This is a genomic window from Methylocaldum szegediense (assembly GCF_949769195.1).
Taxonomy (GTDB): domain Bacteria; phylum Pseudomonadota; class Gammaproteobacteria; order Methylococcales; family Methylococcaceae; genus Methylocaldum; species Methylocaldum szegediense.
Window position 1 is genome coordinate 4,371,390 of sequence record NZ_OX458333.1, and the last position, 13,602, is coordinate 4,384,991.

The window sequence follows — 13,602 nt, forward strand, 5'->3', positions numbered from 1 at the left end:
GGAGGACGGGGATAACAGAACAGACTCGAGAGAGGAAGAAGCCTATGAAACTAATCAAAGACAGGATCGCCAAGTGGTCCATGGTCGGTTTGCTGGCGACGTTTGCGGCGACCAGCTTTTATGCGCCGAGTGCATCGGCCCACGGTGAGAAATCGCAGGCGGCGTTCATGCGCATGCGGACGATCCACTGGTATGACCTGAACTGGTCGAAAGAGAAGGTGAAGGTCAATGAAGAGGTGGAGATCACGGGTAAATTCCACGTGTTTGAAGGCTGGCCGGAGACGGTAGCGGAGCCGGATACGGCATTCTTGAACGTGGGTATTCCGGGTCCGGTATTTATCCGTAAGGCGTCGTACATTGGCGGTCAGTTGGTGCCGCGTTCGGTGCGTTTGGAGATCGGCAAGACGTACGACTTCAAGGTGGTGTTGAAGGCGCGTCGTCCGGGTGACTGGCACGTGCACACCATGATGAACGTTGAAGGTGGTGGTCCGATCATTGGTCCGGGTAAATGGATCACGATTGAAGGGTCGATGAGCGAATTCAAGAACCCGGTGACCACGCTGACGGGTCAGACGGTGGACCTGGAGACTTACAACGAAGGCAACACCTACTTCTGGCATGTCTTCTGGTATGCGATTGGTATTGCCTGGGTGGTGTACTGGGTACGTCGTCCGGCGTTCCTGCCGCGTTACCTGATGGTCGAAGCGGGTCGTGCGAACGAGCTGATTTCGGCGGGTGACAAGAAGGTCGCGATGGGCTTTGCGGCGGCGACGATTTTGATCGTCATCTTCGCGATGTCGAGCGCGAACAGCAAGTACCCGATTACGATTCCGTTGCAGGCAGGTACGTTGAGAGGCATTCAGCCGATTGAGGAGCCGAAGGCGACGGTTGCGGTGAAGGTAAACGATGCGAGCTATCGGGTACCTGGCCGTGCGATGCGGATGAAGCTCACGATCACCAACAATGGCGACAAGCCGGTGCGGTTGGGTGAATTCTACACGGCGTCGGTGCGGTTCCTGGATGCGGACGTGTACAAAGACACGACGGGTTATCCGGAAGACCTGCTGGCCGATGACGGTTTGGAAGTGAGCGACAACAGCCCGATCCAGCCGGGTGAGACGCGGACGGTTGAAGTGACCGCGAGCGACGCGGCGTGGGAAGTGTACCGTCTGTCGGACATTATCTATGACCCGGACAGCCGTTTTGCTGGTCTGTTGTTCTTCTTCGACGATCAGGGTGGTCGTCAGATCGTCCAGATCGACGCTCCGTTGATCCCGTCCTTCATGTAATCTCAAGGGGCGCCGTCGAGGTGCCCCTGGTTACACGACCGACGGTCGACACACTAAAGCCCTCCTTCCTCAAGAAGGGGGCTTTTTTAATTGAAGTGGATCGAGATTGAGTATGTGCTGTCTAGAGAGTGGATATAGTCAGTCCGATTAATATCTCGCCCGTTTCCTGGAGAGGACCTAAAGTTCAGCTTATGTTCATAGATTCTCACTGTCATCTTGATCGGCTTGATCTCGCGCCTTTCAACGCCGAATTCGCCTTATTCATGAGAGAGGCGGAAAAACAGGAGGTTCGGCATCTGCTATGCGTAGGCATCGATCTCGAGAGCTACGCCGGAATGCGACGTTTGGTAGACGGATACGATAACGTTTCGGTATCGGTCGGTGTCCATCCGAACGAGCATGTTCCAGAAGAACCCACTGTGGAAAAACTGGTTTCTCTGGCAAGAGACAGCAAGGTGGTCGCCGTCGGTGAGACTGGGTTGGATTACTACCGAAGTTCGGGCAGCCTAGACTGGCAGAGGGAGCGGTTTCGGCAACATATCCGAGCTGCGAGGTTGGTCGGCAAGCCTTTGATTATTCATTCGCGAGAAGCCAGGAATGACACGATTGAATTGCTGATAGAGGAGCGTGCTGACGAGGTGGGCGGCGTATTCCACTGCTTTACTGAAGATTGGGAAACGGCGCGCCGCGTCTTGGACTTGGGATTTTACATCTCATTCTCGGGGATCGTGACTTTCCGGAGCGCTCAATCGATACAGGAGGTCGCCAAGAAAATTCCAGAAGATCGATTCCTGATCGAAACCGATTCACCTTACCTGGCCCCGGTGCCGTTTCGAGGAAAGCCCAATTATCCATATCTCGTCAGATATGTGGCCCAGTGTATTGCGGGGTTGAGAGGAGTATCTCTCGAGCGTGTGGCGGAGCTCAGCTCGGACAATTTCTACCGGTTGTTCGCGGGCGCTCGAGCTTAGGCGCCCAGGGCGATGTCGATCGCTCGTTCGAGCGAAGACAACGGCGTGTAGAAATGAGGGGAAAAGCGAATGCCGCCGCCACGCAGAGCGCAAATCACGCCGTTCTGTTTGAGATGCTGAAAGAGTCGTTGATTTTCCTTGGAACGATGGCGAAACGTGATGATGCCGGAACGACGCTCGGGATCGCCAGGCGACAGAAGCTGGAGTAACGGTTGATTCATGATCGCCTCGGCCAGATAAGTGGTGCGTTCCAACAGCGAAGTTTCTATGGTTTCCATGCCGGTCTCCAAGATTAACGAGAGGCTGGCTGACAACGCGTGTATTCCCAGCATGTTGGGGCTGCCGCACTCAAAGCGCCGAGCATTCCTTGCCGGAATCCAGGATCGAGTGTCGTAATCGCCGGCGTTTTCGACCATATGCCAGCCGTACTGCATAAGCTTCAGTGCGTTTCTAGCGCGCGGTGAGGTGTAAAACACGGCAAGCCCTTCCGGGCCGAGCATCCACTTATGGCCATCCGCCATGACGAAGTCAGCATGATATCGCTGCACGTCAAATCGAAGCGCGCCGAGGCTCTGGATGGCATCGATGCAAAACAAAATTCCTTGGTCGCGGCAGAACCGACCGATTTTTTCCAGATCGAGTCGTAAGCCCGATGCGTATTGAACGGAGCTGATCGTGATCAGCCTTGTACGCGCGTCGACCAATTCAAACAAGGCGTCCTCAGGCGTAGACCCCGCGGCAAGGTTCGCTTCCCTGAACGCCACGCCCCGGCTGCTCAGCGCTTGCCAGGGAATTCGATTTGACGGGAACTCCTCGCTGCTGGAAACGATATTGTCGCCTTCCCGCCATTCCAGACCGAAAGCCACGAGTGAAATAGCCTCGGAGGTGTTCTTGACCAAAGCGATATCGTCCGAGGACGGTGCATTGAGTAGGTCGCGTAGTTGTTCCCGTAAAATGCTTTCCCGTCTTACCCAATCCGGATAACGAGCGGCGCCGTATCGGACGTTTTCCTCAGCAAACCGGGTGACCGCCTGGGCGGTGCGCAGCGGCCACGGCGCCACGGCCGCATGGTTCAAATAGATGAGGTCCGAGGATAACGGGAATTCGGGATGCACGTGTGGGTACCGACGGGAAGAAAGCGTATATTAGAGCGAAACGGTGAGTCCGCTCGTCGATAGGAAATAGATCAGCGCCAAGGAGCCGAATAGTATTCGATACCAAGCAAATGCCTTGAAACTATGCCGCGAGACAAATGCAAGCAAGGCGCGAACGACCAGCCAGGCGCTAAAAAAAGCGGCGATGAAGCCGATTGCCAGTATTTGGATGTCCTCGGGCCTCATGATATTCAGATTCTTGTACAAATCGTAGCTCGTGGCGGCGAACATTGTCGGAATAGCAAGGAAGAACGAAAACTCGGTCGCAGCGGACCGGGACATCCCGCTCAATAAGCCGCCCATGATGGTTGCACCAGCCCGTGATACGCCGGGAAACAGCGCGAGACTCTGAGCGAAGCCGACCTTGAGTGCCACATGCCACGTCAGATCATCGATGTCTTCGACGCGGTGAGCCCGGCGCCGACTTTCTATCGCCAGTATCGCAAGGCCGCCTACGATCAGCGCCCCTGCAACGGTAATCGGATTGAAAAGCTGTGCTTTGATGGTCTTATGAAGAAGAAGGCCGAGCACAGCGGCCGGAAGGAAACCGATCAGGACATTGATTGTAAACCGCAAGGCAGCCGGATCGGAGAACAGAGACCCTATTACGCGGTAGATACGCTTTCGATAATGCCAAACGATCGCGCAAATCGCGCCGAGCTGAATAAATATGTCAAACGTTTTCGCGCGTTCGCCGGTGAAAGACAATAGATCGTTGGCGATGATCAAATGGCCGGTACTGGAGATGGGAAGAAATTCGGTTGCTCCCTCCAGAATGCCGAGTACGATTGCTTTCAAATATAGGGGAAGGTCCATATATTTCCTTGGTTGATGCCGATTTAAAGATTACAGCATGCGTTGTACGCCCAGTTCAACGACGCGATCCGGTGGAATTCGAAAGAAACCGATAGTACTGCGGGTATTGCGGAACATGCCGATGAACAGCCTCAATTGCCAAAGAGGCATTTTCGGGGTTGGACCCGGGATAATGGTTTCGCGGCTGAGGAAAAAGGTCGTATCGGAGATGTCGATGTCAAACTCTCGGCTGGCGGATTTCAGGGCTCGCGGGATATTCGGCGCCTCCATAAAACCATAGTGGAGATTGATTCTAAAAAAGCCCGCACCGAGTCGACGGATTTCACGACGTTTCTCGGGGGCGACTCGGGGAGTATTTTCCGTGGTGACGGTCATGAGAACGACGGTTTCGTGCAATACCTTATTGTGCTTCAAGTTATGCAACAAGGCCGGGGGAATATCGTCTCGGCTACTGGTCATGAACACGGCGGTACCCGCTACACGCAGGGGAGGATTGCTGGTGATCTCGGCCAAGAAGTGATCGACGTCTACCGAGCCTTCCCGCAAGTTCTCCCGAAGCAGATCGCGGCCGCGTTTCCATGTTGATAGAAACGTGAAGGCGATAAGTCCGATGACTAACGAAAGCCAGCCGCCTTCGAAGATTTTTGTCGCGTTGCCTATCAGGAACACCGAATCGACGGTAATAAATCCGACGGCTGCCAAACCGCTCACGATAGGATTCCATTTCCACAAGCTGTACACTACGACGAGCGCCAAAATCGTGTCGACGGCCATGATTCCCGTTACTGCGACGCCGTACGCGGCCGCCAAATTGGATGAGGATTGAAACCCGAGAACCAGGATGACGGTGGCAACCATCAATGCCCAGTTGGTCCAGGGAATATAAATCTGGCCGTTTTCCTCTTCGGACGTGTAGTGAGTGCCGAGCCGCGGGCAAAAACCGAGCTGGATGGCCTGGGAGGTGAGCGCAAAAGTAGCCGAGATGATTGCCTGGGAAGCGACAATCGTGGCTATAGTGGCGATCACGATCATGAACGCGAGCATTCCCTCAGGCACCAGCAAATAGAACGGGTTCTGGATCGCGGAAGGATTCTGGATCAGAAGAGCGCCTTGGCCGAAGTAGTTGAGCATAAGTGCAGGCAGGACGAACAGAAACCATGTCTTGCGGATGGACTCCCGACCGAAATGTCCCATATCGGCATACAGTACCTCTCCGCCGGTTACGGCCAGGACGACGGCGCCTAAAACATATACGGATGGCCAGCCGTGTGCCGAGAGAAAATAAATGGCGTGCGCCGGGTTCGCAGCGGCCAACACCTCAGGAGCTTTTAGCAAGCTCAGCGTGCCAAACGCCCCAATAGCGAAGAACCAAACGCCCATGACCAGCCTGAATAGTGCCCCGCCGCCGGCTGTCCCTTTGCGCTGGAAGGCGAAAAGCCCTATGAGGATGGCGAGTGATAGCGGAACGATGTAAGAACGAAGTTCTGGTTGTAGGACTTCGAGCCCCTCGACTGCGCTCAAGACCGAGATAGCCGGCGTGATCATGCCATCACCGTAAAATAGCGACGCGCCGACCAGCCCCACCCCAATCAACAGACGCCGTAAGCGAGGGCCGATTTCTGCCTTTTGCTGGATAAGCGTTATCAGAGCCATGACACCGCCTTCGCCTTTGTTATGCGCTCGCATGATGACGATGGCGTATTTCAGCGAAATGACGATCAGAAGTGCCCAAAAAATAAGTGACAAGACGCCGAGTATGTTCTCCGGGGTTGGCTCCAGCACAAAAACGCCGGCGAAGCATTGTTTAAGCGCATAGAGCGGACTCGTACCGATATTGCCGAATACAATGCCCAGCGCCCCAAGTATCAAGCTTTTTTGCGCGTGTGATGGGTACGGGGCCAGAGTTACCGAATTCATGAACATTCTCCGTCGCCGACGCGAAAAGAGCGGGCGCAGCGTTCACGGCGTTGTGTGATGATCGGCTTGTCGATCCGTGCAAGAAGTGTCCTCGGGTAACCGGAACGCTTGTCGCGATCTGTCGGGACGCTATCTTGGCGATGCTTGTATGGGAGGGTGTCGCGGACGGTTGACAAGCGCATTTGATCCGATTGGCTCAGGCTTGACATTTCTAAGCAGCTACCGAATTTAAGGAAAAGAGTTTCCGCGATTCGGGATACCGCTCTCCGCTTGGATGTCCATATCCCGGCTTCCTTCCGCTTCGGGAAAGCAGACTCACGAGAATTCAGATCAGGCCGTGCCGGATGGGCCGGCTGTCAAAGGATCGCTGCTCAACGGGTTTGGGCATGCCTTGGCGCCATCCAATCGAGTTTTAGAGCATATGGGACAAAAGCCGTGATGCAACGCTCGACAACATTAAAAAATGCTGAAATCTCGCTCGCCCACAAGTATTGGGCAGCACAGAGCGATGTTACCCGAGGCTTGGCGTTTACAGAACAGTTCGAGAGCAACAACCGGTGAATAGCAATTTTCTACCGGAGAAATATTTCGGTTTGACTCGAATTCAATTTAGCGTTGTGCGGTGGGCGACCCCGCTACGTCTAGCTACGCCTTTCGAAGAGCGCCTAACGGCTGGGCGAGGGCGCGAGTGCGTATCTGCAACATATCCTTTTTGCTTGAAAAACCAGCGTTGAATCATTAAGCTTCCACGGTTTTACAACAAAGAGCGCTCGATGTTTCGTCGTCTTCCGGTCGTCGGAAGCTGGAAGATCGGCAGCATTCGAGGGTGAATATTCTTTCCGGCATTTCGGAAACTGAAACAGCGGAGGTGGGTGAATTCGCGCCGTTCGTGTGCATACCGGAGGCGGCCAGAGTGCTAGGAAGGAATAAATTTTATTGGGCGCGCAAGATGTAACGGATAAGGGCAATGGTGCGTTCACCGGGGACACGGCGGTGCCCATGTTGGGTGGTCGGATGCGATCTGGCTAGAGTGGGCCATTCGGAGCGGGGCGGTGATACAGGGAGTCCAATCAGGGGGTGGCTGCGAGTTTTAGGAAAGGGCTCGATCATAGGCTACAACGATTTTGACGCATGGATAAGGCCGTGGGACCGCACGGACAGAGCCATTTAAATGTTATCGGCACGCAATTAGATGCGGTGCTGGATCTGGCCAATGTCGCATCGTTGTCGAATGCGGTGATTGCCTACGAGCCGGTTCGGGCGATTGGAACCGGGAACGCCACAGCAGTTGGGCACATAATTGAATACCGGTGCTTGCGGTGGAAAATCGCGGAGCGGGAACCCGAAACCTCCGCTTCAGTCCGAGATTTTTACGGCGGCAGCGTCAAGCCCGAAAAGGCCCGGTCCCTGTTTGATATGCCCGACGTGGACGGTGGATCAATTGGTGAAGCATCCCTGGACGCCAAGTCCTTTCTCTCGATATGCCATTCGGTTTAGGTGAGTTTTATGTATCAGGCATTGACAATTATTCATGTCTTGGTCGCCTTGGCGATCATCGGATTAGTCCTTCTTCAGCAAGGTCGGGGCGCCGACGCTGGAGCAGGATTTGGGGGCGGGGCGTCCAGCAGTTTGTTCGGCGCCCGTGGTGCGGCCTCTTTTCTCTCCCGTACGACTGCGATATTGGCCACTCTGTTTTTCATGACGAGTTTAAGTCTTGCGTATCTGGCGGATAAACAAGATAATAAACAGGTTGATATCATAGATGGTCCCAGTGTGGACCCGTCTCGACGCGATCTTCCGCAGGTAGCGGAAGAGCCGCCAGCAACTGACAAGGCCGATTTGCCCGAGAGTGCCGATGCGCCTCAGTCGCCGGAGCCAGCAAAATAGCCAACCTTGTTAGATCATGTTCAGCCGATGTGGTGGAATTGGTAGACACGCCATCTTGAGGGGGTGGTGACGCAAGTCGTGTCGGTTCAAGTCCGACCATCGGCACCAATTCTTGATTCGAGACGGCCTGTCTATTTTGCATAGTCAGGCCGTTTTGCTTCCCAGCGCCTAAAAATTCGATGCAGTTTCATGTACGCAGCACTGACGGGAGGGCTCGACGGGGCGAGCTCATCTTTTCGCGAGGACGGGTACAAACGCCGGCATTCATGCCTGTAGGCACCTACGGTACCGTCAAGGCAATGACGCCCGAGGAACTTAAGGAAATCGGTGCTGAAATCGTTCTCGGAAACACCTTTCACCTGATGTTGCGCCCGGGTACGCAAGTGATTCGCTACCACGGTGGTTTGCATGAGTTCATGCATTGGGAGCGTCCGATTCTGACCGACTCCGGCGGATTTCAGGTTTTCAGTTTGGGTGCCATGCGCAAGATCACCGATGCCGGCGTTCAGTTCCGTTCTCCGGTGGACGGCAGCATTACGTTTCTAGGACCAGAAGAATCTATGGCCGTCCAGCGGGATTTGGGTTCGGATATCGTGATGGTTTTCGACGAGTGCACGCCATATCCGGCGAGTTACGAGCAAGCCGCCGATTCGATGCGGCTGTCTTTGCGTTGGGCGGAGCGGAGCAAAGAAGCGCATGCAGACAATCCGTCGGCATTGTTTGGCATCGTGCAAGGCAGCGTTTACGAAGAGCTCCGGCTCGAATCGATCGAGGGACTCAAGCGGATTGGGTTCGACGGCTATGCGATCGGAGGTCTTTCGGTGGGCGAGCCAAAAGAAGATCGGGCGCGTGTCTTGAACGCACTGTTGCCTCACATGCCCGCCGAAAAGCCTCGCTATTTGATGGGTGTCGGTACGCCCGAGGACATCGTCGAGGCCGTGCAGCTCGGCATCGACATGTTCGACTGCGTTTTGCCGACGCGCAACGCCCGCAATGGTCACTTGTTCACGCGCTACGGCACAATCCGTATCCGCAACAGTTGCTATCAGAACGATATCCGCCCGTTGGACGAGGAATGTCGTTGCTATACCTGTCGGAATTACAGCCGTGCCTATCTTCGGCATTTGGACAAGTGTGGCGAAATTCTCGGATCCCGGTTGAATACGATACACAACCTTTATTATTACCAAGAGCTTATGGCCGGGCTTAGGGAAGCGATCGGGCAGAATCGTCTGAGCGAATTCGTGGCTTGGTTTTACGAGCAGCGAGGAAAAGGCGATGTGTGAAGTTTTGTGTAATAATGCCGCGTTTTTAAAAAGATAAACAAGGATCCATTATGAGTTTCTTGATTTCCGATGCATTTGCTCAAGCCGCGCCGGCTCAGCAAGAGCCGGGATTGGCCGGTCTCATCTTACCGCTCGCTATTTTGCTGGTCTTCTTTTTCTTATTTGTTCTCCCCCAGCAACGCCGGGCCAAAGAACAGAAGAAAATGATCGAGTCTTTGACCAAAGGGAGCGAGGTCGTCACCAATGGTGGGCTGCTCGGTAGAATAGCGGATTTGGACGAAAATTTCGTTCAATTGGAAGTTGCTGATAACGTTTATGTTTACGTCCAGCGTCATGCGATTGCGGCACTCATGCCGAAGGGTACTTATAAGGCAAAGAAAAAAGCCGAAAACAAAGGCTAAGCAATAATCAAACGGCGGATGCCCCGTCCCCAAGGGTATCGCGCCTTACAGGCAGCTATTATGCGAAACAGCTTTCCACTTTGGAAAAATCTTCTGATTATCGGGATATTGGTGCTGGCGTCGATTTACTCGCTGCCCAATTTTTTCGGCGAAGATCCCTCCGTGCAGCTTTCACCTCTGCGAAGCGCCAAACTCGACGATGCCACTCGCGTTCAAGTCGAAAAATTGCTGAGCGACGCCGGGTTAAAACCGAAGTCGCTCGAGTTGTCCGAAAAGCGACTTCTGGTGCGTTTCACCGAAACCGAAACCCAACTCAAGGCGGCCGACCTGTTAAGCGAATCGCTGGGCACGAACTATACGGTAGCACTCAACTTGGCACCGGCCACGCCCGCTTGGTTGAGGGCGATCAATGCCCAACCCATGTATCTGGGTTTGGATCTTCGGGGTGGCGTGCACTTTTTGATGCAGGTGGACACCGAGGCGGCCATCCGACAGGCGGAAGAGCGTTACGCCGAAGACATTCGTTCGCTTTTGCGGGAAAGCAAGATCCGTTACCTGTCCGTGGACAGGGGTAACCGGGTTATCGAGGTGAAGTTCCAGGACGGGGATACCTTGGCCCAGGCCAGGGATGTCATTCGGCGAGAGCTTCGCGGTCTGGATATCAGCGTGGAAGGAAACGCGATTCGGGCCACGATGTCCGAAACCGAGCGACGGGAGACTCGCCGGCTGGCTGTGGCGCAGAATATCACGACCCTTCGGAACCGCATCAACGAATTGGGTGTCGCCGAGCCGGTGATTCAGCAGCAAGGCGAAGACCGTATCGTGGTACAGCTTCCGGGCGTCCAGGATACCGCTCGTGCCAAAGAGATTCTGGGAGCCACCGCGACGCTCGAATTTCGCTTGGTGGACACCGAGCACAGCGTTCAGGGTTTGGAAGAGGGCAGGACGCCACTGGGGAGCAGGCTCTATTACGATCGAAGCGGCAGGCCGATCTTGTTGCAGCGCAAGATCATCGTGACCGGCGATCAGATTGTGGATGCTTCCTCGGGTCTCGATTCCCAATCCGGTTCGCCGGCGGTTTTCGTGACGTTGAACAGCATAGGCGCCCGTAAAATGGCCGATGTCACGCGAGACAATATCGGCAAGCCGATGGCGGTCGTGTACATCGAAACCAAGACGGAAACCAAGGAAGTCGAAGGTCGAAAAGTGACCACCAAGAAGAAAATCGAGGAGGTCATCAACGTCGCGACGATTCGCGACCGTTTCAGCAAACGTTTCCAGATCACCGGACTCGACAGCACCGACGAAGCGCGCAATTTGGCGTTGCTGCTGCGCGCCGGTGCTTTGGCGGCACCGGTGGACATCATCGAGGAACGTACCGTAGGCCCCAGTTTGGGTAAAGAGAATATCGAGCAGGGCACCCGTTCCTTCATTATCGGCTTTGTCCTGATCGCGATCGTGATGATTCTTTACTACAAGGTCTTCGGGATCATCGCGAATATCACGCTGATTTTCAATGTGGCTTTGATCCTGTCGATTCTGTCAGTTTTGCAGGCGACGCTGACCTTGCCGGGGATCGCCGGCATCACGCTGACGATAGGTATGGCCGTCGATGCCAACGTACTCATTTACGAGCGCATCAAGGAAGAACTGCGTAACGGCAATTCCATTCAGTCCAGCATTTACGCCGGATTCGAGCGTGCGTTCGCAACCATTTTCGACTCCAATCTCACGACGCTCGTGGCGGCAGTCATGCTGTTCGCCATCGGCTCCGGTCCCGTGAAAGGGTTCGCCGTAACCCTGACGATAGGGATCTTGACCTCCATGTTCACTGCGGTGATGTGTACGCGGATGTTGGTCAATTTCGTCTACGGCCAGAGGCGCGTCGCCAAATTGTGGATCTGAGCCGGATTCGAAGAATTTCAGGAGATATGATCAGTGGCCGATACTAAAATTCGGGGTTATAAAATCGACTTCATGCGTTGGAGCTGGCCGGCGGTTGTTCTGTCCGCTGTGCTCAGCGTGGTGTCGCTCGTTTCACTGGGGTGGCAAGGACTTAACTTCGCCATCGACTTTACCGGAGGCACGATTATCGAGGTCGCTTATCAGGAGCCCGCGGATCTCGAAGAGGTGCGCCAGCAGTTGAAAGACGCCGGTTTCGCCAATCCGATCGTGCAGCATTTCGGAACCACCCGAGAAGTCCTAATCCGTCTTTCCCCACAGGAGGACATGACAAATACCGACCTGAGGACTCGGGTTATGGATGCCTTGAGAAAGGATCCCGCCGTTCAAGTCGAACTCCACCGTATCGAGTTCGTCGGCCCCCAAGTTGGAGAAGACTTGGCGGAAAGCGGCGTGGTTGCCTTGCTGCTGGCGGTACTCGGGATTCTGGCCTATGTCGCATGGCGTTTCGAGTATCGTTTTTCGTTCGGTGCCATCGTCGCCAGCGTGCACGACATCGTTTTGATCCTCGGGGTGTTTTCCGTTTTTCAGTTAGAGTTCGACCTGAGCGTGCTGGCCGCCGTTCTCGCGATCCTGGGTTACTCGATCAACGATACCATCGTGATCTTCGATCGAATTCGCGAAAATTTCCGGAAGATCCGACGCGGCGAGGTTTTGGACATCATCAACCTATCCATCAACGAAACGCTGAGCCGTACTTTGATGACCTCTTTTCTGACCTTGTTGGTCTGTATCGCGATGGCCATCTGGGGCGGAGAAGTCCTTCGGAACTTCTCTCTGGCCTTGATCGTCGGCATCGTGGTGGGTACCTATTCGTCGATCTACGTCGCGAGTGCATTGGCCTATTGGTTGGGGGTCAGCCGCGCCGACCTTCTGCTGCCTGAGAAGGAGGGGGCAACCGATAACCGTCCCTGATCGCATCCGGATTCGATCGGATCGGAAAGGCCGCTTCGAGCGGCCTTTTTTCGTCGGCAACTTTCCCAAGTTGGCTCAGATCAAATGGAGGACAGTCCCGAACGCGACTCCTCATGAGGGAAGGGCTAGCCATCGAGCAAATGGCCGCCAGATTGAAGGTCCACGTTCATACCCTGGCCGATCGCATAGGCGAGCGAAACTTGATGCTGCCGGAAGCCTTGCGCGCCGCCGAGCGCTACATCGCGGAGCAATGGGAGGCTCAAGGGTATGCGGTAAACCGCCTCGCCTACGAGGTGCGGGGGATAGAATGCGCCAATCTGGAGATAACACGGCAGGGAAACCGTCGTGCCGATGAGATTATTTTGATCGGAGCTCACTACGATACGGTATTTGGGAGTCCCGGCGCGGACGACAACGCCAGCGGCGTCGCGGCGTTATTGGAGTTGTCACGCCTGTTCATGAGCGCCGCGCAGAAAAGGACCGTCCGTTTTGTGGCCTTCGTGAACGAGGAAGCGCCGTTTTTCGGCGGACGATACATGGGCAGTCTGATTTATGCCAAAGCCGCCAAACAGCGCGGCGATCAGATACGCTTCATGGTTTCGCTCGAAATGCTGGGCTGTTATTACGATACGCCCAACAGCCAGAGCTATCCGGTTCTGCTCAAATACGCTTACCCCGACCGCGGCAATTTCATTGCCTTCGTGTCTAACCGGCGTTCTCGGAACGACTTGCTGCGCCTCGTCCGAGCCTTCCGCCGCCATTCGGGTTTTCCGGTTGAGTATCTCGCTGCGCCGTTCTTCGTGCCCGGAGTCGCGCTCAGCGACCATTTTTCATTCTGGAGGCAGGGGTATTCAGCGATCATGGTGACGGATACCGCGTTTTATCGAAACCCCTGGTATCACACGGCCGACGACCGGCCAGATAGACTTCAGTACGAATCCTTCGCGGCGGTCGTCCTAGGTTTGTATTCGGCGTTGCTGGATTGCGCGAACGATGCGTTCTGA

At 54.9% G+C, this 13,602-nt stretch carries 12 protein-coding genes and 1 tRNA gene; 10 read left to right on the plus strand and 3 right to left on the minus strand.

Annotated elements, in window-relative coordinates; genetic code table 11:
- The first annotated feature begins 44 nt into the window (after positions 1–44).
- Both amoB and QEN43_RS19130 read left to right on the plus strand, forming a co-directional pair.
- Complete coding sequence (gene amoB / locus QEN43_RS19125; RefSeq protein ID WP_026609852.1) at positions 45–1,289, plus strand: bacterial ammonia monooxygenase, subunit AmoB; 1,245 nt, start codon at positions 45–47, stop codon at positions 1,287–1,289.
- A 191-nt stretch (positions 1,290–1,480) separates the two neighbouring features.
- Positions 1,481–2,260, plus strand: a complete 780-nt coding sequence (locus QEN43_RS19130) for a TatD family hydrolase (RefSeq protein ID WP_026609853.1) — start codon at positions 1,481–1,483, stop codon at positions 2,258–2,260.
- On the opposite strand, the gene QEN43_RS19135 is transcribed toward QEN43_RS19130, so the two are convergent.
- The 3 genes from QEN43_RS19135 to QEN43_RS19145 are packed head-to-tail and all read right to left on the minus strand — an operon-like array spanning position 2,257 to position 6,147.
- Positions 2,257–3,375 carry an aminotransferase class V-fold PLP-dependent enzyme gene (locus QEN43_RS19135; protein WP_026609854.1) on the minus strand — a complete coding sequence of 373 codons (1,119 nt, stop codon included), beginning with the start codon at positions 3,373–3,375 and terminating at the stop codon, positions 2,257–2,259. The two genes, QEN43_RS19130 and QEN43_RS19135, sit on opposite strands and share 4 nt — an antisense overlap.
- A gap of 30 nt (positions 3,376–3,405) precedes the next feature.
- Complete coding sequence (locus QEN43_RS19140; RefSeq protein WP_026609855.1) at positions 3,406–4,230, minus strand: undecaprenyl-diphosphate phosphatase; 825 nt, start codon at positions 4,228–4,230, stop codon at positions 3,406–3,408.
- A gap of 30 nt (positions 4,231–4,260) precedes the next feature.
- Positions 4,261–6,147, minus strand: a complete 1,887-nt coding sequence (locus QEN43_RS19145; protein ID WP_026609856.1) for a potassium transporter Kup — start codon at positions 6,145–6,147, stop codon at positions 4,261–4,263.
- 1,131 nt (positions 6,148–7,278) lie between these two features.
- Here QEN43_RS19145 and QEN43_RS19150 point away from each other — a divergent pair.
- The 8 genes from QEN43_RS19150 to QEN43_RS19185 all read left to right on the plus strand — a co-directional run bounded on the left by QEN43_RS19150 (position 7,279) and on the right by QEN43_RS19185 (position 13,602).
- On the plus strand, positions 7,279–7,644 hold the full coding sequence (locus QEN43_RS19150; RefSeq protein WP_051331544.1) for a triose-phosphate isomerase: 366 nt from the start codon (positions 7,279–7,281) through the stop codon (positions 7,642–7,644).
- Positions 7,645–7,653: 9 nt separating this feature from the next.
- Positions 7,654–8,034 (plus strand): preprotein translocase subunit SecG, encoded by a 381-nt coding sequence (gene secG / locus QEN43_RS19155; RefSeq protein WP_026609857.1) that lies wholly within the window; start codon positions 7,654–7,656, stop codon positions 8,032–8,034.
- A 23-nt stretch (positions 8,035–8,057) separates the two neighbouring features.
- Positions 8,058–8,142, plus strand: a tRNA-Leu gene (locus QEN43_RS19160).
- A 71-nt stretch (positions 8,143–8,213) separates the two neighbouring features.
- Positions 8,214–9,320 carry a tRNA guanosine(34) transglycosylase Tgt gene (tgt, locus tag QEN43_RS19165; RefSeq protein ID WP_026609858.1) on the plus strand — a complete coding sequence of 369 codons (1,107 nt, stop codon included), beginning with the start codon at positions 8,214–8,216 and terminating at the stop codon, positions 9,318–9,320.
- A gap of 50 nt (positions 9,321–9,370) precedes the next feature.
- Entirely contained in the window at positions 9,371–9,721 is a 351-nt protein-coding gene (gene yajC / locus QEN43_RS19170; RefSeq protein WP_026609859.1) for a preprotein translocase subunit YajC, read from the plus strand.
- Between the two features lie 60 nt (positions 9,722–9,781).
- Positions 9,782–11,626: a protein translocase subunit SecD gene (gene secD / locus QEN43_RS19175; protein WP_026609860.1), complete on the plus strand. Its 1,845-nt coding sequence runs from the start codon at positions 9,782–9,784 to the stop codon at positions 11,624–11,626.
- A 33-nt stretch (positions 11,627–11,659) separates the two neighbouring features.
- Positions 11,660–12,598 carry a protein translocase subunit SecF gene (gene secF / locus QEN43_RS19180; protein WP_026609861.1) on the plus strand — a complete coding sequence of 313 codons (939 nt, stop codon included), beginning with the start codon at positions 11,660–11,662 and terminating at the stop codon, positions 12,596–12,598.
- A 113-nt stretch (positions 12,599–12,711) separates the two neighbouring features.
- The gene (locus QEN43_RS19185) at positions 12,712–13,602 is read left to right on the plus strand and encodes a M20/M25/M40 family metallo-hydrolase (RefSeq protein WP_051331545.1); all 891 of its coding nucleotides are present in this window, start codon (positions 12,712–12,714) and stop codon (positions 13,600–13,602) included.

Excerpts from the sequence above, each read along its gene's own strand:
- QEN43_RS19130 (WP_026609853.1), top strand. The coding sequence starts at position 1,481 with ATGTTCATAGATTCTCACTGTCATCTTGATCGGCTTGATCTCGCGCCT.
- QEN43_RS19185 (WP_051331545.1), top strand. The coding sequence starts at position 12,712 with ATGAGGGAAGGGCTAGCCATCGAGCAAATGGCCGCCAGATTGAAGGTC.
- QEN43_RS19145 (WP_026609856.1), bottom strand. The coding sequence starts at position 6,147 with ATGAATTCGGTAACTCTGGCCCCGTACCCATCACACGCGCAAAAAAGC.
- tgt (WP_026609858.1), top strand. The coding sequence starts at position 8,214 with ATGCAGTTTCATGTACGCAGCACTGACGGGAGGGCTCGACGGGGCGAG.
- QEN43_RS19150 (WP_051331544.1), top strand. The coding sequence starts at position 7,279 with ATGGATAAGGCCGTGGGACCGCACGGACAGAGCCATTTAAATGTTATC.
- amoB (WP_026609852.1), top strand. The coding sequence starts at position 45 with ATGAAACTAATCAAAGACAGGATCGCCAAGTGGTCCATGGTCGGTTTG.
- secG (WP_026609857.1), top strand. The coding sequence starts at position 7,654 with ATGTATCAGGCATTGACAATTATTCATGTCTTGGTCGCCTTGGCGATC.
- secD (WP_026609860.1), top strand. The coding sequence starts at position 9,782 with ATGCGAAACAGCTTTCCACTTTGGAAAAATCTTCTGATTATCGGGATA.
- QEN43_RS19140 (WP_026609855.1), bottom strand. The coding sequence starts at position 4,230 with ATGGACCTTCCCCTATATTTGAAAGCAATCGTACTCGGCATTCTGGAG.
- yajC (WP_026609859.1), top strand. The coding sequence starts at position 9,371 with ATGAGTTTCTTGATTTCCGATGCATTTGCTCAAGCCGCGCCGGCTCAG.